At 69.5% G+C, this 18,308-nt stretch carries 22 protein-coding genes and 1 pseudogene; 11 read left to right on the plus strand and 12 right to left on the minus strand.

Annotated elements, in window-relative coordinates:
- Window positions 1–655 precede the first annotated feature (655 nt).
- Window positions 656–1,045 carry a VOC family protein gene (locus AB0C66_RS16165; RefSeq protein WP_362437864.1) on the plus strand — a complete coding sequence of 130 codons (390 nt, stop codon included), beginning with the start codon at window positions 656–658 and terminating at the stop codon, window positions 1,043–1,045.
- Window positions 1,046–1,130: 85 nt separating this feature from the next.
- On the opposite strand, the gene AB0C66_RS16170 is transcribed toward AB0C66_RS16165, so the two are convergent.
- Complete coding sequence (locus AB0C66_RS16170) at window positions 1,131–1,814, minus strand: NAD(P)-binding oxidoreductase (RefSeq protein WP_362437866.1); 684 nt, start codon at window positions 1,812–1,814, stop codon at window positions 1,131–1,133.
- A gap of 60 nt (window positions 1,815–1,874) precedes the next feature.
- Window positions 1,875–2,918 carry a zinc-dependent alcohol dehydrogenase family protein gene (locus AB0C66_RS16175; RefSeq protein ID WP_362437868.1) on the minus strand — a complete coding sequence of 348 codons (1,044 nt, stop codon included), beginning with the start codon at window positions 2,916–2,918 and terminating at the stop codon, window positions 1,875–1,877.
- 116 nt (window positions 2,919–3,034) lie between these two features.
- Here AB0C66_RS16175 and AB0C66_RS16180 point away from each other — a divergent pair, with 116 nt between their 5' ends.
- Window positions 3,035–3,943, plus strand: coding sequence for a LysR family transcriptional regulator (locus AB0C66_RS16180; RefSeq protein ID WP_362437871.1), 909 nt, complete (start codon window positions 3,035–3,037; stop codon window positions 3,941–3,943).
- On the opposite strand, the gene AB0C66_RS16185 is transcribed toward AB0C66_RS16180, so the two are convergent.
- Together AB0C66_RS16185 and AB0C66_RS16190 are read right to left on the minus strand one after the other, a co-directional pair.
- Window positions 3,909–4,361: a hypothetical protein gene (locus AB0C66_RS16185; RefSeq protein ID WP_362437874.1), complete on the minus strand. Its 453-nt coding sequence runs from the start codon at window positions 4,359–4,361 to the stop codon at window positions 3,909–3,911. The genes AB0C66_RS16180 and AB0C66_RS16185 overlap by 35 nt on opposite strands.
- 78 nt (window positions 4,362–4,439) lie before the next feature.
- Window positions 4,440–4,829: a VOC family protein gene (locus tag AB0C66_RS16190; RefSeq protein ID WP_362437876.1), complete on the minus strand. Its 390-nt coding sequence runs from the start codon at window positions 4,827–4,829 to the stop codon at window positions 4,440–4,442.
- Between the two features lie 106 nt (window positions 4,830–4,935).
- On the opposite strand from AB0C66_RS16190, the gene AB0C66_RS16195 reads away from it, so the two are divergent.
- Window positions 4,936–6,069, plus strand: a complete 1,134-nt coding sequence (locus tag AB0C66_RS16195) for an AsnC family transcriptional regulator (protein ID WP_362437879.1) — start codon at window positions 4,936–4,938, stop codon at window positions 6,067–6,069.
- A gap of 117 nt (window positions 6,070–6,186) precedes the next feature.
- Here the strand turns inward: AB0C66_RS16195 and AB0C66_RS16200 are convergent, their stop codons facing one another.
- Complete coding sequence (locus AB0C66_RS16200; RefSeq protein ID WP_362437882.1) at window positions 6,187–7,026, minus strand: enoyl-CoA hydratase/isomerase family protein; 840 nt, start codon at window positions 7,024–7,026, stop codon at window positions 6,187–6,189.
- Window positions 7,027–7,307: 281 nt separating this feature from the next.
- Here AB0C66_RS16200 and AB0C66_RS16205 point away from each other — a divergent pair, with 281 nt between their 5' ends.
- The 3 genes from AB0C66_RS16205 to AB0C66_RS16215 all read left to right on the plus strand — a co-directional run bounded on the left by AB0C66_RS16205 (window position 7,308) and on the right by AB0C66_RS16215 (window position 8,524).
- On the plus strand, window positions 7,308–7,538 hold the full coding sequence (locus AB0C66_RS16205; protein ID WP_362437885.1) for a hypothetical protein: 231 nt from the start codon (window positions 7,308–7,310) through the stop codon (window positions 7,536–7,538).
- Window positions 7,535–7,732, plus strand: a complete 198-nt coding sequence (locus tag AB0C66_RS16210; protein ID WP_362437889.1) for a hypothetical protein — start codon at window positions 7,535–7,537, stop codon at window positions 7,730–7,732. Before AB0C66_RS16205 ends, AB0C66_RS16210 begins: the two co-directional genes overlap by 4 nt.
- 138 nt (window positions 7,733–7,870) lie before the next feature.
- A complete protein-coding gene (locus AB0C66_RS16215; RefSeq protein ID WP_362438802.1) occupies window positions 7,871–8,524 on the plus strand; it encodes a DNA alkylation repair protein in 654 nt (217 codons plus the stop codon).
- A gap of 171 nt (window positions 8,525–8,695) precedes the next feature.
- Here AB0C66_RS16215 and AB0C66_RS16220 read toward each other — a convergent pair whose 3' ends face one another.
- Window positions 8,696–9,103: an ATP-binding protein gene (locus AB0C66_RS16220; RefSeq protein ID WP_362437892.1), complete on the minus strand. Its 408-nt coding sequence runs from the start codon at window positions 9,101–9,103 to the stop codon at window positions 8,696–8,698.
- A 221-nt stretch (window positions 9,104–9,324) separates the two neighbouring features.
- Between AB0C66_RS16220 and AB0C66_RS16225 the strand changes: the two genes are divergently transcribed.
- The gene (locus AB0C66_RS16225) at window positions 9,325–9,687 is read left to right on the plus strand and encodes an STAS domain-containing protein (protein ID WP_362437895.1); all 363 of its coding nucleotides are present in this window, start codon (window positions 9,325–9,327) and stop codon (window positions 9,685–9,687) included.
- Window positions 9,688–9,769: 82 nt separating this feature from the next.
- Here AB0C66_RS16225 and AB0C66_RS16230 read toward each other — a convergent pair whose 3' ends face one another.
- Together AB0C66_RS16230 and AB0C66_RS16235 are read right to left on the minus strand one after the other, a co-directional pair.
- Window positions 9,770–10,171 carry a PPOX class F420-dependent oxidoreductase gene (locus AB0C66_RS16230; protein ID WP_362437898.1) on the minus strand — a complete coding sequence of 134 codons (402 nt, stop codon included), beginning with the start codon at window positions 10,169–10,171 and terminating at the stop codon, window positions 9,770–9,772.
- Between the two features lie 154 nt (window positions 10,172–10,325).
- Window positions 10,326–11,513, minus strand: coding sequence for a beta-1,3-glucanase family protein (locus AB0C66_RS16235; RefSeq protein WP_362437901.1), 1,188 nt, complete (start codon window positions 11,511–11,513; stop codon window positions 10,326–10,328).
- Between the two features lie 156 nt (window positions 11,514–11,669).
- Here AB0C66_RS16235 and AB0C66_RS16240 point away from each other — a divergent pair.
- A pseudogene (locus tag AB0C66_RS16240) lies at window positions 11,670–11,774 on the plus strand (endoglucanase); the annotation flags it as partial.
- 185 nt (window positions 11,775–11,959) lie between these two features.
- On the opposite strand, the gene AB0C66_RS16245 reads toward AB0C66_RS16240, so the two are convergent.
- The 4 genes from AB0C66_RS16245 to AB0C66_RS16260 all read right to left on the minus strand — a co-directional run bounded on the left by AB0C66_RS16245 (window position 11,960) and on the right by AB0C66_RS16260 (window position 15,349).
- Complete coding sequence (locus tag AB0C66_RS16245; protein WP_362437904.1) at window positions 11,960–12,418, minus strand: RidA family protein; 459 nt, start codon at window positions 12,416–12,418, stop codon at window positions 11,960–11,962.
- A gap of 156 nt (window positions 12,419–12,574) precedes the next feature.
- On the minus strand, window positions 12,575–13,546 hold the full coding sequence (locus AB0C66_RS16250; protein WP_362437907.1) for an SDR family NAD(P)-dependent oxidoreductase: 972 nt from the start codon (window positions 13,544–13,546) through the stop codon (window positions 12,575–12,577).
- A gap of 172 nt (window positions 13,547–13,718) precedes the next feature.
- A complete protein-coding gene (locus tag AB0C66_RS16255) occupies window positions 13,719–15,095 on the minus strand; it encodes a serine hydrolase (protein WP_362437910.1) in 1,377 nt (458 codons plus the stop codon).
- Window positions 15,092–15,349 carry a hypothetical protein gene (locus AB0C66_RS16260; RefSeq protein WP_362437913.1) on the minus strand — a complete coding sequence of 86 codons (258 nt, stop codon included), beginning with the start codon at window positions 15,347–15,349 and terminating at the stop codon, window positions 15,092–15,094. Before AB0C66_RS16260 ends, AB0C66_RS16255 begins: the two co-directional genes overlap by 4 nt.
- A 177-nt stretch (window positions 15,350–15,526) precedes the next feature.
- Here AB0C66_RS16260 and AB0C66_RS16265 point away from each other — a divergent pair, with 177 nt between their 5' ends.
- From AB0C66_RS16265 to AB0C66_RS16275, 3 genes are all read left to right on the plus strand, one after another.
- Window positions 15,527–16,453, plus strand: coding sequence for a helix-turn-helix domain-containing protein (locus tag AB0C66_RS16265; protein WP_362437916.1), 927 nt, complete (start codon window positions 15,527–15,529; stop codon window positions 16,451–16,453).
- Between the two features lie 104 nt (window positions 16,454–16,557).
- A complete protein-coding gene (locus AB0C66_RS16270; protein WP_362437919.1) occupies window positions 16,558–17,244 on the plus strand; it encodes a hypothetical protein in 687 nt (228 codons plus the stop codon).
- A 203-nt stretch (window positions 17,245–17,447) separates the two neighbouring features.
- Window positions 17,448–18,101: a hypothetical protein gene (locus AB0C66_RS16275; RefSeq protein ID WP_362437922.1), complete on the plus strand. Its 654-nt coding sequence runs from the start codon at window positions 17,448–17,450 to the stop codon at window positions 18,099–18,101.
- Window positions 18,102–18,308: the final 207 nt, after the last annotated feature.

The following is an 18,308-nucleotide window of genomic DNA, read 5'->3' on the forward strand; positions in this document are numbered from 1 at the left end:
GCGAAATCCTCGCAGTGCGGACGAAGGGCCACGTTTCGATGAACAGTCGTCATCGACGGCTGCCTGCCGCGCTTCCACCGTGGGCACCACCTGATCCGCCCGGCGGGCCAGGGGATGACAACGTTGCCATCCTGCGCCGGGCGACATTATTACGTGGCCGCGAACGTGCGGTGAAGGGGTCGGAGCGACCAACTTCTCCGGGTGAGCCAGCCGCTCCGCCGGAGCCCTGCGTGCGCAGCCGCTCCCCGCTGTTCAGCGGCTTTCCGACACCCCCCTCAACACCGTGTGGTGACAGACTCGTTGAAGGAGGCTGAGTGGTGGTAGCGGTTGCCGGTGGCCGAACGCCAGTCGGCGTCCCCGAACCGATTGCCGACACTGTCGCGTTGGGTGAGGGTGGCCGTTCTCTTGCGGCCGGCGCAGGCCCCTCGCCCTCACCGACGACGCCATCGCCCTCGGACTGCTCCTCCTGGACATCCCGCTGGTAACTGCCGCCACAGTCCATCGGCATGGCCTGGCACCCCCGGTACGCGGCCGACGGAGCCCACCACTGGCTCCGCGAGGCCGTCCGATGGACCCTTCGGCTTCCCCCGCCGTCGCACGCCGCGACTAGCATGTGGCCGTTGGCGGACCCGCTGCGTGACTCGGAGGTACTGACGTGGCCAGTAAGTTCACCGAGCTTGCGATCGACTGTGCCGATCCCCGCGGTCTCGCCCGGTTCTGGTGCTCGGTCCTCGACTACGAGGTGCAAGGCGAAGAGGACGGACTTGTCGTCATTGGCTCCCCTGCGGTGCCTGAAGGAAACAAGCGCCTCGGCCCGGTGCCACCGATATTGACATTCGCGCATGTGCCCGAGGGCAAGACGGTCAAGAACAGGCTCCACATCGACGTCAATCCCACCGACAGGGAGCAGGACGAAGAGGTCCGTCGCCTGCTCGACCTGGGTGCTCGACACGCTGACGTCGGCCAAACCGGCGAGGAGAGCTGGGTCACGCTCGCCGATCCGGAGGGAAACGAGTTCTGCGTCCTCGCGAGCCGCCGCCCCTGAGCGGAGACCGCCCGGAACCCTGCACGCGCGATGCGCCAGGGCGTACGAGATGACCGCGGCATCCCGCACGCCCCGCGGCCAACACCTATCCGCGCGCGGCCCCGCCGGTGCGCTCGCTCGCGGCGCGCGGCACCGCCTCGGGAATCGGGTCGGGTCCCTGGGCAAGCTCCAGGACGAGTCCCGCGGTGGCCGGGGTGTCGAGCAGAGCGACCAGGACCTGGGCGACGTCGTCGCGGGTGATCTCGCCCACGCTCCGCTCCGCGGTGAGGCGCACCATCCCGGTCCCCGGCTCATCGCTGAGGGCCGCGGGCCGGAGAACGGTCCAGTCGAGGTCCTGGGCCATGAGGTGATCGTCGGCCGCGGTCTTGGCCCGGACGTAGGCCGTCCAGACCTCGTCGGCATGGGCCGGGGGCGGGCTGCCGGCGCCTCGGGTGGACACCATCACATAGCGCCGCACCCCGGCGCGCAACGCGGCATCGGCAAGGAGAACGGCGGCCCGGTGGTCCACGGTGTGCTTACGGGCGGCGCCGCTGCCCGGTCCGGCTCCGGCCGCGAAGACCACGGCATCCGCTCCGGCCAGGCTGTGGACGACCTCGTCGCACGATGACGCCTCGAGGTCGCGGACGAGCGGCCGTATCCCGTCCGCCAGCAGGTCGTCGCTGTGCGCCGGATCGCGGATCAGGCCGGTCACCACATCCCCTCGCGCGGCGAGCAGTCGGCCCAGCCGTCTGGCGATCTGGCCATGACCACCGGCGATCACGATCTTCATGGAGTTCTCCTCCGGTACGAAATGGCGGCGAAGCGGCCCCTCGCCGCTCCGCGGGCAAGGTCAGAGAGCGATCCGCACCTTGAGCGCCGAGCGGTCGTCCATCGCCCGATAGCCATCGGGTACGCCGTCCAGACCGACCGTGCGATCGAAGACGAGTCCGGGGTCGATGGCGCCCGAGAGCACATCGGGGAGCAGCTCGGGGATGTAGGCGCGGGCCGGGGCGACGCCGCCGCTCAGCGTCACATTGCGGTTGAACATCTGACGGATGTCGACGGCGGCGCTCCCGCCGTGCGGCACTCCGACATAGCCGACCGCACCGCCGTCGCGTGCGATCGACACGGCGGTGCGCATCGACTCCTCGGTGCCGACGGCTTCCAGTACGGCGTGCGCGCCCCGGCCGCCGGTCAGCTCCTCGACGGCCTGGATCGCCTCCTGCCCACGCTCGGCGACCACATCGGTCGCGCCGAACGTACGGGCTATGTCGGTACGTGCCGGGTGCCGGCCGAGCGCGATGATGCGGCCGGCGCCGAGACGGTGTGCGGCGAGAACACCGCACAGGCCGACCGCGCCGTCACCGACCACGGCGACGGTGTCGCCGGGCCCGACGCCTGCTGAAACGGCCGCGTGGTGTCCGGTACTCATCACGTCGGAGAGTGCCAGCAGCGCGGGCAGCAACTTCTTCTCGCCCGCCGTCTCCTTGGGCAACGGCACCAGCGTGCCATCGGCGAACGGCACCCGGACGGCCTCGCCCTGGCCGCCGTCCGAGCCCACCTCACCCCAGAAGCCGCCCTGCGGACAGGAGGTGTGCAGCCCCTCGCGGCAGAAGTCGCAGGAGCCGTCGGACCAGACGAAGGGCGCCACGACGAAGTCACCGGCCTTGAATCCCCGCACCTCGGAGCCGGTCTCTTCGACCACCCCGAGGAACTCGTGGCCGATCCGCTGACCGGCCACCCGGGCGGCGACACCACGGTAGGCCCACAGGTCGCTGCCGCAGATACAGGCATTGACCACCCGCACCACGGCGTCGGTGGGCCGACGGACGAGCGGGTCGGGCACCGTCTCGATCCTGATGTCGTTGGGGCCGTGAATCACGGTGGCGCGCACGAGAGAACTCCTGACACTGCGGGACGAGCCTGGGGCTGGACTGCGCGGTCAGCGTCGCTGTCGGAGAACCCCTCTGTCCAGCTACATCATGTACACCATGCTCTTAAGATGAACTAATGCTCGAAGTGCGAAGACTCATCCTCCTGCGCGACCTGGCGGTGCACGGCACCGTGACGGCGGTGGCAGAGCTGCATGGCGTCACCCCCTCCGCCGTCTCACAGCAACTGCGGCTCCTGGAAGAGGAGACCCGCACCCCACTGCTGGAACGCGCCGGCCGCCATGTCCACCTCACCGCCGCCGGCCACCGGCTGACCGAGGACACCGAGCGGGTGCTCGCCACGCTCGAACAAGCCCGGATCCGGCTGACCGCCGACAACGAGAATCCGGCCGGGCCGCTGCGCCTCGGCTGTTTCCCCAGCGCGCTCGTGCCGCTGGCCGCCCCCCTCGCCAACGCCCTGGAGAGCGCGCACCCGGCGCTGCGGCTGCACATCACCGAGGCCGAACCCGAAGCCGCGGTGCGTCTGCTGCTCCAGCGCCGTATCGACCTCGCGGTGGTCTACCGGTACACCAATCTCGCCACACCCGCGTACGCCGGTGTCGAGACCCGGACGCTGAGGACCGATCCCCTCGTCGCCGTTCTGCGGCGTGATCACCCGGCAGCTCACCCGGAGGGATCCCCGGTGGAGCTGGGCGAGCTCACGGACACCCCGTGGATCACCGCCCCCACCCGGTCCGCCTGCGGCGATGCCGTGCTGCAAGCCTGCCGAGCAGCCGGTTTCACTCCGCGGATACGGCATACCTGCACCGACTTCGCCGCCATGATCGCCCTTGCCGCGAGTACCGGCCACGCGGTCCTCGTTCCGCGCATGGCCACGCATCAGCTCCCGCCGACACTGATCACACGACCGGTCACGGACCACACCCTCGCCCGCACGATCGAGGTCGTCGTCCGCGAGAACACCGCGCATGAATCCGCGATCGCCGCTTGCCTCACGGCGCTCGACACCCTCGCTCCCAGCCGATGAGCACGGTGACGGTGGCCGCGAGGAAGACGGCCTGGGTGGCCGTCCGGGGGCCGAGCTCGTCCCACCACGGCACGTCGCCGCCGGCGGCGTACACGTTGGCGGGGAACATCATGACCAGCATCGCACTGAGCACGGCCGCCGAGACCCGCGCGGTCCGCGACCACAACAGCCCCAGCGCGCAGGCGAGTTCGGCGACGCCGGTCACCGTGATGAGCAGGCCGGGGGCGGGCAGGGCCGGCGGCACCATGGCGACGAGCTCCTCGCGCATCCCGACGAAGTGCGCGCCCCCGGTGAGCGTGAACATGGCCGCCAGACCACCCCGCAGGGCGACGGTCGGCTGACGGAGCCGTACGGACCCGAGCGCCCCGGCGAGCAACAGCAGGCCGGTGACGGCGACGAGTGTGATGAGCGGTTCCATGTCCGGATCTTCCTGCTGCGGCCCACACCGTGAGCGATGACGTATGACGTGTGTGGCGACGTTGCCCCCGCCCGCCCGTCAGGCGGAGCCGTCGGCCAGGGCCGCGGCCGACCTGCGGACGGTGTCCGGGTCGATGTGCTGGATCTGCACGACGACCCCGTCCGGGTCGGTGACCCGGACGCTGCGGCCGAAGTTCTCCTCGACGAGCTCGTACGGGCAGCCGTTGCGTTCGAGCCGCCGCGCGACCTCTTCCAGCGGCTCGTCCGTCGCGAAGCCCAGTTCGGTGGCGCCGGGCGGCCGACCCTGCGAGACGGCGGCGGCATGGACACCGACCGCGCCCGCCGCGGCGGTCAGCCGGACCCAGACGGCCGCGCCGGGCTCCTGCCGGACGGCGAGCCCCAGCCCGGCGTAGAAGTCCCGGGACGCCTCGACGTCCGCCACGTACCTGATGGGAAGGACGGTCAACATGATCTGCCTCTCTGCGCGGTGGTTGCCGCAAGCGTCCTGTCCGGTGCACCCTCGCGCACGGTAAAGTCGCCCGGATAGACGCGACCGGACGTTTGGAGGGGATCCGGTGACGCGATCCGTCACACTCGACACGCTGGACCGTCGTCTGATCCATGCGCTCCAGATCGACGGGCGCGCCTCGTTCAGCAGGATCGCCACCGTGCTCGGGGCCCCGGAGCGCACCGTCGCGCGCCGCTACCACCGGCTGCGGTCGGCCCTGGTGGTCCGGGTGGTCGGGCTCGTCGACAGCCGACGGATCGGCATGCTCGACTGGTTCGTCCGTATCGACTGCACACCGGACGCCGCCGATGCGCTGACCGCCGCCCTCGCACAGCGGGACGACACCTCGTGGATCGCCCCACTCGCCGGTGGGACGCGGCTGACCTGCATGGTCCACACCCCGGTCGCGGGATCGGAGGGCGGACGCCCGCTCTTCGACCATCTGCTCCGGACCCCGGGGGTACGCGATGTCGAGGCGGGCTGTGTGCTGCGCCCGGTCGCCGGGGTCGGCGGCTGGGCAGGCCGGACGAGCGCGCTGGACGCGGCCGAGCAGGCGGCCCTCCGTAGCCCCACGCCACCGTCACCGGACGGCCCGGAAGTCCTCGCCGAGCCATTCGGTGGGGGCGAGATGTCCGGCTCGGGCGAGGCATCGGGCTCGAGCGAGGCGTCGGGCTCGGACGAGCCATCCGGCTGGGGCGAGGCGGAGGCGCGACTGGCGGGCGAACTGGCCCTGGACGGACGGGCGGAGGTGGCACGGCTGGCCGCCGCCACCGGGTGGTCGGCCTCGACCGTACGCCGCCGTATCGCCGGGCTGCGGGCCGCCGGGGTGCTGCACTTCGAGGTGGACGTGAGCCCGTCCCACTTCGGCTTTCCGCTGGAGGCACTGATGTGGCTGGAGGTGGCGCCGGCCGCGTTGAGCGAGGTGACGGAGGCGCTGTCACGGCATGCCGCGGTCGCCTTCGCCGCCGTCACAACGGGCCGGGCATCGGTCTTCGCCATGGTCCAGTGCCGGGACACCGGCGCCCTGCACGACTTCCTGGCCGTCGAGTTGGCCGCGCTGCCGGGCATCGGTCGGATGGAGACCGCCCTTGTCCAGCGTCGGGCCAAGCGGGCCGGGCCGCTCCTCCTGCCGACGATGGCGGAACGCGCTCAGCGATTCCCACCGCGATCGACCGCCCACCGGGCCGGCCACATCGGATGACGACCGGCCCGGCCGCGGACGAAGGCCACGCGCCCAGGTGGCGACGGTGACCGTGACCCATACGCGAAGCTCCCGCACCGCCATGCTCCGAGGACGGGACAGTCGGCGTCATCTGCATCAGTCGACGGCTTTCACCTCGCCCAGCGCGTCGGCGAGGTCGAGCTCGGTACGGCCACGGGTCTGGAAGCCCCGCTTGAAGAGCTCCGCCGTGCGTCGCTGTGTGGCCTCGCCCCGGACGAGCTGCTGGAACAGGGCGGCATCCGCGCGTACTTCGGCCGGAGTCGGCAGGCTGATGGCATTGATGGCCGCTTTGGCCGCGATCAGTGCGTCGCGGGGGAAGGACCCCATACGCGCGGCCATGTCGGCCACGAACTCGTCCAGCTCGGCGTCGGGCACCGCGCGGTTGATCCAGCCATAGCGTTCGGCGAGTTCGGCATCGAAATCGGCCGACGTCAGCACGGCTTCGAGCGCTCGGCCCCGGCCCAGCAGACGGGTGAGGTGCTGGATCCCTCCCGCGCCGGGGGGTGTGCCGATGCCGACTTCGGGCTGGCTCAGGACAGCGTTCTCCCAGGAGGCGAAGCGCATGTCGCAGGCGAGGAGGAACTCGCTGCCCGCCCCCCGTGCCCGTCCGCGCAGCTTGGCGACAGTGACGGCCGGGAGCTGGCTGACCCTTCGGAACAGCATGCCGAGTGAGGCGTCGCCCGGGCCTCCGGCTTTCGCGGCTTCGGCGGTGTACTCGGGCACTTTGGTCAGGTCGACGTGTGGGAAGAAGAAGTCGGGATCCGCGCTCTCGAAGACCACCACCCGTGGAGCCCCCGGTGGGGAGAGTTCCCCGAGCAGTCCGACCAGGTCGCGTACGACCTCGGGGCCGATGAGGTTGATCGGCGGGGCGTTGAAGGTGGCGAACAGGACGTTGCCGTCCAGCCTGGTGCTGATGGTTTCGTACGAGGCGGTCATGTTCTCGTCCTCTCGGCTCGGCGCTGATCACGGCCCGGTGGCAGGCCCGGCTGCCAGCCCTGGTGCTCCTCGAGCCACGGTGCGACCGACGCGGAGGTATCCCTTCCAGTCTCGCCTCGATCACCCACTGACGCTCACAGGGCCCCGCCGCCCCGCAGCCCTGGAGCGCGCTCCGCGCACGATGAACGCACCGCTGCTCCCTGACCGCCCCGAGGCGCCGAGCCGCTGCCGTGTGGAGCGAGTGATTGCACAGTAAATCGAACAGATGCTCTAATCACTGCATGGCCCTGAACGACTTCCCCGCGGATCTCCTGGAGGCGCAGACCGACTGGTACCGCGCGTACTGGCAGCTCGCCCACGCCGACCCGGCGGCGAGCACCGCCGCCGGCCGACAGCGTCTGCAAGAGCTATCAGCGCGTATCGCCGGTCATCCTTACTGGCAGGGTCCCGCCGGTACGCCCGCCGCGCGTATGGAGCTCAAAGACCTCGCCCGACGCGAGGCCGGGAGGTGAGCCTCACCGCCCGGCAGCAGGCCCTGGCCCGCGCGTCTCGGGACTGGATCGCCGAGCACGGCGAGGCGCCCTCCCTGCGTGAGCTCGCTGCCGCGGTGGGTCTCGCCTCGCCCTCGTCCGTCAGCTACCAGCTGCGACGGATGCGGGAGAGGGGGATCGACGTGCAGACGCGCGGCCGCTCCCGTTCCCGGTAGTGGCTCACCGACCGGGGCGGGCCGTGGTCGTCGGTGTCGGAGTCAGACGCCTTCGCCGTAGGGTGAAAACTCGCACGTGACCGACAGGAGGCCGAGGTGGCCGAGACGACGCCGACCGGGACGACGGTCGCCGGGGTGATGGCCGAGCTGGCCGAGCTCGAGGACCCGAGGACGCGCGCGGTGAACGAGAAACACGGTGACGATCACGGTGTGAACCTCAGCAAGCTGCGCGCGCTCGCCAAGCGGCTCAAGACGCAGCAGGAGCTCGCGTGCGGACTCTGGGGGACGGATGACACCGCGGCGAGACTGCTGGCGATCCTGATCTGCCGCCCGAAGGCGTTCGAGCGTGAGGAATTGGACGTCATGTTGCGCGAGGCGCGCACACCCAAGGTGCACGACTGGCTCGTGAACTACGTGGTGAAGAAGAACCGGCACTGCGAAGAGCTGCGCCAGGCCTGGTTCGCCGATCCGGACCCGGTGGTCGCCGGCGCCGGCTGGGCGCTGACCACCGAACGCGTGACGAAGCAGCCCGATGGCCTCGACCTCGCAGCACTGCTCGACATCATCGAGGCGGAGATGAGAGCCGCCCCGGATCGTCTTCAGTGGGCGATGAACCACTGCCTGGCTCAGATCGGGATCGAGCGCACCGAGCACCGCGCCCGTGCGATCGACATCGGTGAGCGCCTGGAGGTGCTCAAGGACTACCCGACTTCCCCGGGCTGCACCTCTCCGTTCGCGCCCATCTGGATCACCGAGATGGTGCGCCGCCGGCACGGCCGGACGGTGGCTTGATCGGCGGTAGTTCGCTGTCCTGGGTACGGGGGTAGCCGGGCGGCAGCCGCCGACCTCAGGGGCTGCGCGGTCGGCAGCCGCGCCCCGCATCGCCCGCCACGGTGTGGGACCTCAATCCATCCCGGCCGAGAGCCGGCGAGTGAGACGACCACCTATCTACCGGGACCACACTCAGGCTGTCGCACCCTTCGGGTGGTCGTGGAGGGCGATACGGGCGGTGATGCGTTTGCCGACCGGTGCGCGCTGGGCTTCGAAGGCCTGGGCGATGGCCATCACAATCTCCAAACCGTGCTGTCCCACCCTCCCGACATCGGCGGCCCGAGCCACCGGCAACACCGGATCGGAGTCCCACACGACCACCTCGACCATGTCGCCGTCGATCCGCAGATCCATCAGCGCCGGGCCCGGGGCGTACTTGCCCGCATTGGTCACCAGCTCACTGACCACCAGCTGAGTCAGGTCCATGGCGCGCTGCGAGATGGGCAGCTGGTGTTCGGTCCTCGCTTGGGTGAGGAAGTCGGCTGTCACATGGCGAGCCTGGGCGATGCACGTGCTGTCCCCGTCCAGCGCGACCGTCATGTGAAAAGCCTGCTCACCCGGCGCCCTCGTTTCCTCACCCAAGTTTGGTTCCATCACGCTCGTTGTGCTCCGCCCCTCACCTGCGCGCGTACCCAGGCACGCGCGGATCACTCCCTCCATCTTTTGTTGCCTCCCCCACACGAGAGCGTCACCCTTATCCTGCGGACAGGCTTCATACGAAGGTCTTGGTATTCCGTACCGCCGATATGACTGAGGGAGCAATGGTGGGTTCCGAACAAGCTGGACAGTCCGGCCAGCTGTCGGTCGTCACCACCACCACCGACGGCATCCGCGTCCTGACTCTGACCGGAGAGATCGACCACCACACCGGCGAAACCCTCCGCCAGGCCCTGGACGTCCCCGACACCGCCCATCCACGGGTCGTGGTCGACCTGCGGCAGGTCTCCTTCATGGACTCCACCGGGATCAATATCTTCATCGCCGCTCACCGCGCCCTCGTTGAGGCCGGTGGCTGGCTGCGGCTGGCCGAAGCCGCCGAGGCTGTCCTGCGCACATTGCAGATCGTCGGCGTCGACGCCGTCATCGGCTGCCGCCCCACCCTCCGCCAGGCCCTCGACCACTGAAGCCGCGATCGTCGTCGGAGCTCCAGGCCATGGCCACGGGCTGCCGACCCACGGGAGCCCAGCAGGCTCCGAACGAAACGCCCTAGCCGCGGGGGCTGCTGATCCGTTCAGGTTGGATCACATAGATCACCCGGACCTGAGCGCGGCCACCGAACCAGGGATAGGGACCGCCGAGGTACTTCTGCGCGAGCGCCTCGATATGATCCACCGCTCCCTCGGTGGTCACACGCACCACGCGGCCGCGGATCTGGACGTAGGAGGCAGGTTCCGAGGGGTCGGCGACCGCGATGGCCACCCGGGGGTCACGCGCGATGTTCCGGGTCTTCTGATGTGACTCGACACTGTTGATCAGGACGTGCTCGCCATCGGTGTCGACCCATGTCTGGGTGAGCTGGGGCGAGCCGTCGGGCATCGTCGTAGCGATGTAGCAGGTGCTGGGGCGGCGCAGCAGCGCCACCACGTCCTCGCCGAGGGGTACGGGCACGGGGATTCTCCAGGGGCGGGTTCGGTGGTCGCTGGGGCCACAGTAGCCACGGCAGGGAGCCCGGCTCTCCCCGCCCTCGCCGGGACCGGGGCTGCGGCACTCGTAGAGGGGTCCGCACGAGTGCCGCATCACAGTGCACTGTCGGGAGAGAGCGTCAGCCGCCCACGCTGACGTGCCAGCGGAGGGGATTGCTGTCCCTGGCGCTGCCGTCGACCGGGTGGGTTCCCTCGGGGCTCACGTCGTCATACGGGAAGCCGTAGCCCTGGGGCGAGTTGGCGTGGACGATCCGCGACCAGTGGTTGGTGGTCGGGTCCCGGTAGTAGTCCTCGGGGGTCGCGCCGTCGGGCTGGTCGGGGTGGGTGAGGAGGGTGCTGCGGTTGAAGGCGGCGGCGAGACGGGCCATGACCGCCAGGAACGGCTTGGATCCGGCGTTGGTGAACGGCCCGGAGTCGCAGCTGAAGATGTCCGCTGTGGTGGGCTCGGCGAACGGCTTCTCCAGGCCGGGGAAGGTCAGGGCGGCGTTCTGGACGCGGCCGGTGAAGACACCCCAGGATCCCGCGTTGATCCGCAGGTCGGTCGAGGCGTACTTCCGCCAGACCGCGTCGGTGTAGGTGTTCCAGTAGTCGCCGAACGAGCCGCGGGACGCGGGCAGTTTCTGGGGGGAGATCGCGCGTAGGACCGTACCTCCGTCGCTGATGACGCACTTGTCCCAGGGGTAACCGTCCCTGGCGGCCTGGGCGGTGAGAGCGGCCGCGATGCGCTCGGCGGCGTCCAGCTTCAGTGGGGCCACGGTGTGGGTGTCATCGCCGGTCAGCGTGAAGCCGATCGGCAGAGCGGTGACGAGATCGACGTAGCTGAGGTTGGCGTACAGCTCCACGGTGTTGAACGTGAACTCGCAGAACGACCAGGTCTTGCCGTAGTTGACGTCGGCCTCGGCCACGAAGCTCGGTTCGACGAGCTGGCTGACCTCATTCACATAGAACGTGATCTTGTTGTCGCGGACGAAGTAGACCCGGGCTCCGTACATCTGGGGCAGTGTCACCACCGTCGGACCGCCGCCCGGGGCCTTCAGGGGGATCGAGCAGTCCTCGATCTCCCGCATCTCGCTGCTCTGCGGCAGATAGAACTTGCTGCCGTCGGGGCGCAGCAGAATCCACTTGCCGGTGCCTTCCTCGTGGCCGGTGACGTAGGCGTTCACCGGCCCCGGGAGGCTCTTGTTCTCCAGGGCCAGTTGGCAGTCGGCCGGGGCCGCCGCGGCCTTGCCGCTGAGCAGGGTGCCCGTGAAGGGCGCGGCCACCGCCGCGGCGCCGGCTGCGGTGAGGAACGTTCTTCGCCTGATCATCTCGTTAACCTCCGGGATGTGGGGCCCCCGTGGTGAGCGGAACAACTGTCGGCCGGTCTCCCGGCGTGGTCAAGGCTCTGAGCGGAATCTCTGAGAGCGCTCTCACAACTGCTCAGGCCAACCGGGTCGGATACGCGCTCCTGAACGGCGGCGACGTGGGTGAAGCGGCCGGGGGAGTCCGACGGAAACCGCAACGGCGGACCGGCCGCCGGAACCTTCTCACCGGAACTGGCGGACGAACTCGTCCGCAACACCCCCTGAAGATCCCGAAGATCCCGGGAGCCGGGCCCCTGGCCTTCGTAGCGGCAGACTTGGCCGGGCACGCGCGAGTGCCACGCGCGAGTGCCGTGTGCGCTCCTGTGTGTTCCCGACCGAGGGCATCCGGCGGTCGGTTACGGGCGCCCGCGCATGACTTCGCCGCACCCGGTGGCGGAAGTCGGCGGAAGTCAGTCGACGATGGCGTCAATCTCCACTTCAACGAGCCACTCAGGATCGATGAAGCGTGAGACCTCGACGAAGGTGCACACTGGACGGATCGAGGCGAACCGCTCTCCGTGTGCTCGCGCCGCTTCTTCCCAGCGCGTCACGTCGGTGAGCATGATGCGGGTCCGCACGACGTCCCCCAGCGACGCCCCTGCTTCTTTCAGTGCGGCGTCCGCGATGTCCAGGCACCTGACGGTCTGGGCATGGACGTCGCCTCGCCCGACGGTCGTCCCGTCGTCTCCTATGGGCGCAGTCCCAGCGACCGCGACATGTGCCCCTTTGCGCACTGCCCGGGAGAACCCGATGCGGGGTTCGAGTGGCGAGCCAGAACTGACCATCTGTCGAACACGATTCATCCCGCCATCCTCGCAGATCACCGAGGTTTCGCTCGTGGTGGCCCTGCTACGGCGTGCACCCCTCATGACGAACCTCCCCGGCACCCGCCCTGTCCGTGCGCAGCCTCCGCCGACCGGCGTGGGCGGCCCGCCGACCGTGCCGGGGCCGAGAGAGATCCCTCACCGGTCGGTCGAGCCTCCCCCCCCACTCCCCTCAGTACGCCGCCCTCGCGACGGCACCTCTCAGGAGGCGAACGCGTCCACGCCGGTCAGTTCTGCGGACAGCGCCCATAGGCGGGTGGCCTGCTCCGGGTCCGTGGCCCACTCCTTGACACCGACCCGGGCGCCGTCCGCCGGGGCGGGCTCGGCGATGTCGCAGTTCTCCAGGTAGACGCCGCCCATGCCGTTCAGCTGGGGGGAGGTCGCCGCCCACACCTGTGTGGCCGCGCCCTGCTGTGGTGTTTTGAACCCCTCGGGGTTGAGCGGGGTGCCGTCCTCGTCGATCCAGCCCCGCTCGACCATCTCCTGCTTCGGCAGGTGCCGCTGGAGGGGAGTGAGAATGCCACCGGGGTGCAACGAGAAGGCCCGTACGCCACGGTCCTTGCCGAGACGGTCGAGTTCCACGGCGAACAGCGCGTTCGCCGTCTTGGCCTGGCCGTATGCCTCCCATTTGTCGTAGCCGTGGCGCCAGTGGACATCGTCCCAGCGGATGGGGGAGGTGTGGTGGCCGGTGGAGGAGACCGAGACGACGCGGGCGCCGCCCGGCTCGATCGCCGGCCACAGTCGGTTGACGAGGGCGAAGTGGCCGAGGTGGTTGGTGGCGAACTGGGCCTCCCAGCCCGGCCCGACCCGGGTCTCGGGGCAGGCCATGATCGCCGCGCTGTCGATGACGATGTCCAGGGTCCGGCCCGAGGCGAGGAACCGCTCGGCGAAGGCGCGCACGCTGTCCAGGTCGCCGAGGTCCAGTTCGTCCACCTCGACACCGTCGATCCCGGCCAGGTTCTGCTGTGCCACGTCGACCCGGCGGGCCGGGACCACGACACGGGCGCCGGCCTTCGTCAGTGCGCGTGTGGTCTCGACGCCGAGACCCGAGTAGCCGCCCGTCACCAGGGCGAGCCGACCGGTGAGGTCGATGCCCGCGAGGACGTCGTCGGCGGTGCTCCGGGCGCCGAAACCCGAACCGGTCTTGTGCTGCGGTGTGGTGCTGTCGCTCATGACGGCACGCTATGAATTCGAGTGCCCTCGAAGTCAAGCGCGGCCCGCGGCCGTGGGCCGGACAGGCCGCGAACGAGGAAGCGGCGCCGACCGGACGGGCGAATCATGCCCCACACACGATGCCGCCGCATCCGAGCGAAGTGGCGGCGATGCCCACACACAGGTCCGAGGGTCACCCTGAACGGGGGTGCACCCGGCAGTTGGTGTGGAGGTATCCGGCAGTGCCGTGGGTGAAGTCGTAGAGCGCGACCGTTTGGGTGTCCTCCAGGGAATCCGTCGGTGGCATCAGGAAGTGTGTCTCGCTCACCGGGAGCAACTCGTATCTGATGCGGTCCGGTCTCTGGAGGAACTCTGCCTGCATGGGGTCGAGGTCCAGGGTCAGGGAGAGCTTTCCGTCCTCGGCTGTCACCTCGTACCGTGTGCCGGGGCGCTCGTAGACGCCTTCATATCGGGACAGGTCGAGGCTGAGCGTCGTGTCCGGTACGGGCAGGTCCGGGATGGTGACCGTGCCGAGGCCGGTCAGGATCTCGTTGAACACCTCGCGGTAGAAGCTCTCCCGGGGGCCGCCGTTCGTCAGCATCACGAGGGCGGTGTCGGAGTCCGGCAGGATCCGTAGCCGGGCGTTCTGGCCGATCGTGCTGCCGTCGGTGGCGTAGACGGTCTCGCCGTGCCAGTCACACACGATGAGGCCGAGCGCCCATTGGGGCCCGAACAGGTACGGGTCCGGTACGGATACCCGCGAACGCGTCATCTCTCGGATGCTGTCCGCGGAGACGATGCGCTTTCCGTTCGGCGCCATGCCGTCGTTGAGCAGGACATGCGCCATGGCGAGCACCTCGCGGGTCGTGGAGGTGACGTTGCCGCCGGGGCCGAAGGCACGCGGCAGGTAGTCCATCGGTGTGACGAGGGGACCCTCGTGCAGGGATCGGATCAGATGCCCGGTCGCGGCCCGGCTGACATCCACCTGCTTGTGCCAGCTGTGGGTGCTGGTCAAGCCCATGGGGTCGAAGAGGCGCTCCCGCATGACGTCATCCCAGGGTCTGCCGTCCCGCACCTCCAGGATCCGCGCGAGAATGGCGTACCCCAGGGCCACGCTGTATCCGTGGGTGTGGCCCAGCGGGGAGACCTGGGGCGCGTCGGCGATGTTCTCGACCATGCGCTCGTAGACATCGTCGTCTTCGCCGGGATCGCCGTAGGCTTCCTCGATGCCGCTGGTGTGGTAAAGCAGGTGACGAGCGGTCACCTTGGCGCTCACCTCGGGATCGGCCACCGTAAAGCCGGGCAGGTAGGTCCGTACCGGCTCGTCCAGAGCGACCTTCCCCTCGTCGACGAGTTGCATGAGGGCCAGCGCGGTCCATGTCTTGGTCATGGATCCGCACTGGTAGACGGTGTCCGTCGTCGCGGGCTCCCGCGTTTCCACATGGGTCACGCCGACCGCGAACTCGGTGAGCTCCCCGTCGTGGAAAATCCCGATCGCGGCGCTCGGGATTCCGTACTCCGCCAGGAGTTCGGCGACCCGGGCCCGGAGCCGCGGCTCATCGACCCTCATCGCGGGAGACCGACCGCGTTCGCGGCGTCCGCTTCGTAGTACTCCGTCGTGGCGTACGCGCCGACGTGTGTTTCGAAGAAGTCCCGGACACCGTCCATGGAGTCATGGCTGATGATGTTCACCGCCTTGGCCCCGTCCGTGCTCGCCACCGACAGCTGCCACGTGGCGCCCTTGGGGAGCTTGGCGTGTGCTTTCTTCAGGCCACTCCAGAACTTGTCGTCGTCCGAGACGGTCGACACGGCCATCATGTGCATCGTGATGCCTTCCTTTCAAGATGAGAAAAAGCTACGTTGCGTTTGATGTTCCATCAATGTGACGGCATGAAAAATCGCAGCTAGATGGTGAATCGTTGCAACAGGATTGTGAATGAATGCAATGACCTCCATAGGGTCGTTGCAATATGCTGTGCATGAACGCAAGGGGGTGTGCCGGTGCCAGGAGGCAGGCTGACTCACGAGGACCGCATACGGATCGCGGCATGGCTGGCCGACGGGCTCGGGTACGCCGAGATCGGCCGACGGCTCGGACGGCCCACGTCCACGATCAGCCGCGAGGTCGCACGCAACGGCGCCTTCGGGGACTACCTGGCCGACCAGGCCCAACAGGCCGCCGGCCGCCGTGCCCGCCGGCCCAAGCCCGCCCGACCCGTCGAGCCGACGACCGGCGGGCAGCCGACCGAGGCGGTGCGCGGTTTCGTGGACCAGTTCGCGATGCTGCTGGCCGCCACCGGTCTGCCCCGGATGACCGCCCGGGTGTTCGTCTCTCTGCTCACCGCGGACGCCAGTGGCCTGACAGCGGGCGATCTGGTGCATCGGCTACAGGTCAGCCCGGCGTCGGTATCCAAGTCCATCGGCTATCTCGAGGCCGTGGAACTGGTGGTGCGTCACCCCGATCCCGGTGGGGGCCGCGAGCGGTACATCGTCGACGACGAGGTCTGGCTCCGGGCGTGGCAGGCCGACACCAGCGCACACGGCGAGATCGCGACCGCCGCACGGCGGGGCATCGAGATCTTCGGTGCCGGGACGGCCGCCGGCGTCCGGCTCGGCAGAATGGGCCAGTTCTTCGCCCGGCTCACCGAGCAGATGGGCGGCAGCAGCACCCTTACCGAGACCGCCGTGCGCGATGTCCTGGCCGTGCTCGCCGCCCTCGCGCACGCCGGTCGACCGCTCACCCTGGACACGCTGGCCACCGCGCTCAACTGGCCCCGGGACCGTGCCACCGCCGCCCTGAACACCCTCCGGCATCAACCGGACCTCGCCGACCCCCTTGCCCTGCGGGCCATCGCCCCCGCGACCTACACCCTCACCGCGAGACCGGACCGCCTCAGCCCGGAGCAACGCCTGGCACTGGAGAACTGAGTCACGCGAATCGCCGTCGGGCAGCCGGTACATGGCCGTGAGCGGGCGGCCTGTGGGTTCCCCCACTCGGTGGGGAGGCATGGGTTCGTTCTAGGATCTCCGGCATGGCGAAGCGCGCGGTACATCGGCGGGCCCGGAAGATCCTGGGCGAGGAGCCCGTGGCCCTGGTGTGGTGCGAGATCCACAAGCCGGTCCCGACACCGCCCAAAGACGTACACCGCGCGGCCGGTAAGGGACGGCTGAAGCCGGGCCGCCACTGGCTGCTGTATGTCGGGGGCGTGGTGTTCTTCTTCGTCGTCGTCCCGATGATGCTGATGGACAAGCTGGGAGAGCGACTCGACCGCTTGTCCTCGCCGGGACGGAAGCCCGGACCGCGGTCCGGGCGGTCACAGACTCCGCCCGACGCCCGCCCCGCCACGCCCGGTCGCGTCCGTGATGGCGGGCAGGACCCGGCTGGCGGTGTTTTCGACGGCGACTGGAATCTGACTGCCGGTCAGCTGTTGCTGCGCTGGTACGGGCACTCGCCCAACGCCAAGCGGCTGGTCGTGCTCGCCCGGGACCGTGTCTGTATCGCCGCGTCCCCGGGCCGCCGGTTGTCGCCGACCAAGGCCGATGACTTCCGGACCGTCGCGGAGTTCCCCCTGGATCAGGTCCGCATCGACGGGGAGGCGGATCAGCCGCGCGGATTCGCCACCTTCCGGCTCGGTTTCGCCGATGGCTCCTGGCTGGAGGTGGGGCGGCTGGGCGAGCCCCAGGACGCCGACCACTTCCTTCGCACGGCCACCGGTTGATTCGACCGGCTCGGATGCCGCCGTCACGGGGTGCCGGTACGGACCCGGAACCGTATGCCGTCGGGCAGGTGCGGACCCTTCCCCTGCTCACACCCGTGTTAGCCGGGTGTTAGTGGAGCGGCAGCCTCCCGATAGTGGCCTCGACAAGAGTGGGTGACGTACCGAGGAAACAACGACACCGACTGTCCCGGGGGGGACCTGAAATGAGCTCCAGCACCACTCTCCGCACCGCTCGTCGCCGCTCCCTGCGCATCGCCGCCGCGGCTCTGACCGCAGCCGCCGCGCTTTCGCTGACCGCCTGCAACAACGACGACACGAGCTCCAAGCCCGCGGGCCAGAAGACCACGGCCGCCGCCGAGCCCAGCAGCGCGGGCTCCTCCACCGGAGCGCCTGACTCCGGTGCCAAGCCCGGTAGCAAGGAGGGCGCTTCGGGTAAGGCGGCGTCCCCGGTCCGGACCCAGACCTTGGCGGACGGCAGCACGGCCAAGATCTACGAGCTCGGCGAACAGCGCTACCGTGCCAAGATCGTCAGCGACGGTTCGGTCACGGCCACGCTGGAGACGAAGGGGCACGACGACGGGCTCGACGCGAACGGCATGTACGTCGTGCTCACGCTGGGCGGCCAGGTCAAGTCCTGGATGGGCGGGGAACACCAGGGACCGGGCACCTTCACGCTCGCGGGCGGTTGGACGGCCAAGGTCACGAAGGTCGGCGAGCTCCGGTACCGAGCGCAGATCCTCGGCAAGGAGGGCTCGGTGGACGCCACGCTGGAGACGAACCAGCACGACGTCGGGCTCGACGCCAACGGGGTGTACATCGTGCTCAGCGCCGGCGGTGTGATCAGCTCCCACGAGTAAATGCTTGCCCGACCACGGCGGGTGGAGCTGCCTACGGCGGCTCCACCCGCCGTAGTGGTCCCGGAGACCGGCCCCGCGCGCGAGGTCCAGGCAACGTCGCGTCGAGGCATCCAGGGGCCGTCGTCCAGGAGACTGACACGGTTCGGGTCAGCGGTTTCACCCCGGCTCGCCTTTCCGCTCGCGGGATGACCGGAACCCATCGCTTTG

This window comes from Streptomyces sp. NPDC048636, from assembly GCF_040650655.1.
Classification (GTDB): domain Bacteria; phylum Actinomycetota; class Actinomycetes; order Streptomycetales; family Streptomycetaceae; genus Streptomyces.

Coding starts and splice junctions, on each gene's coding strand:
- AB0C66_RS16205 (WP_362437885.1), top strand. CDS start 7,308: ATGGCCCTGAACGACTTCCCCGCGGATCTCCTGGAGGCGCAGACCGAC.
- AB0C66_RS16220 (WP_362437892.1), bottom strand. CDS start 9,103: ATGACGGTCGCGCTGGACGGGGACAGCACGTGCATCGCCCAGGCTCGC.
- AB0C66_RS16185 (WP_362437874.1), bottom strand. CDS start 4,361: ATGGAACCGCTCATCACACTCGTCGCCGTCACCGGCCTGCTGTTGCTC.
- AB0C66_RS16250 (WP_362437907.1), bottom strand. CDS start 13,546: ATGAGCGACAGCACCACACCGCAGCACAAGACCGGTTCGGGTTTCGGC.
- AB0C66_RS16170 (WP_362437866.1), bottom strand. CDS start 1,814: ATGAAGATCGTGATCGCCGGTGGTCATGGCCAGATCGCCAGACGGCTG.
- AB0C66_RS16245 (WP_362437904.1), bottom strand. CDS start 12,418: ATGAGGGGTGCACGCCGTAGCAGGGCCACCACGAGCGAAACCTCGGTG.
- AB0C66_RS16225 (WP_362437895.1), top strand. CDS start 9,325: ATGGTGGGTTCCGAACAAGCTGGACAGTCCGGCCAGCTGTCGGTCGTC.
- AB0C66_RS16180 (WP_362437871.1), top strand. CDS start 3,035: ATGCTCGAAGTGCGAAGACTCATCCTCCTGCGCGACCTGGCGGTGCAC.
- AB0C66_RS16200 (WP_362437882.1), bottom strand. CDS start 7,026: ATGACCGCCTCGTACGAAACCATCAGCACCAGGCTGGACGGCAACGTC.
- AB0C66_RS16215 (WP_362438802.1), top strand. CDS start 7,871: ATGGCCGAGCTGGCCGAGCTCGAGGACCCGAGGACGCGCGCGGTGAAC.
- AB0C66_RS16255 (WP_362437910.1), bottom strand. CDS start 15,095: ATGAGGGTCGATGAGCCGCGGCTCCGGGCCCGGGTCGCCGAACTCCTG.
- AB0C66_RS16235 (WP_362437901.1), bottom strand. CDS start 11,513: ATGATCAGGCGAAGAACGTTCCTCACCGCAGCCGGCGCCGCGGCGGTG.
- AB0C66_RS16260 (WP_362437913.1), bottom strand. CDS start 15,349: ATGCACATGATGGCCGTGTCGACCGTCTCGGACGACGACAAGTTCTGG.
- AB0C66_RS16275 (WP_362437922.1), top strand. CDS start 17,448: ATGAGCTCCAGCACCACTCTCCGCACCGCTCGTCGCCGCTCCCTGCGC.
- AB0C66_RS16190 (WP_362437876.1), bottom strand. CDS start 4,829: ATGTTGACCGTCCTTCCCATCAGGTACGTGGCGGACGTCGAGGCGTCC.
- AB0C66_RS16270 (WP_362437919.1), top strand. CDS start 16,558: ATGGCGAAGCGCGCGGTACATCGGCGGGCCCGGAAGATCCTGGGCGAG.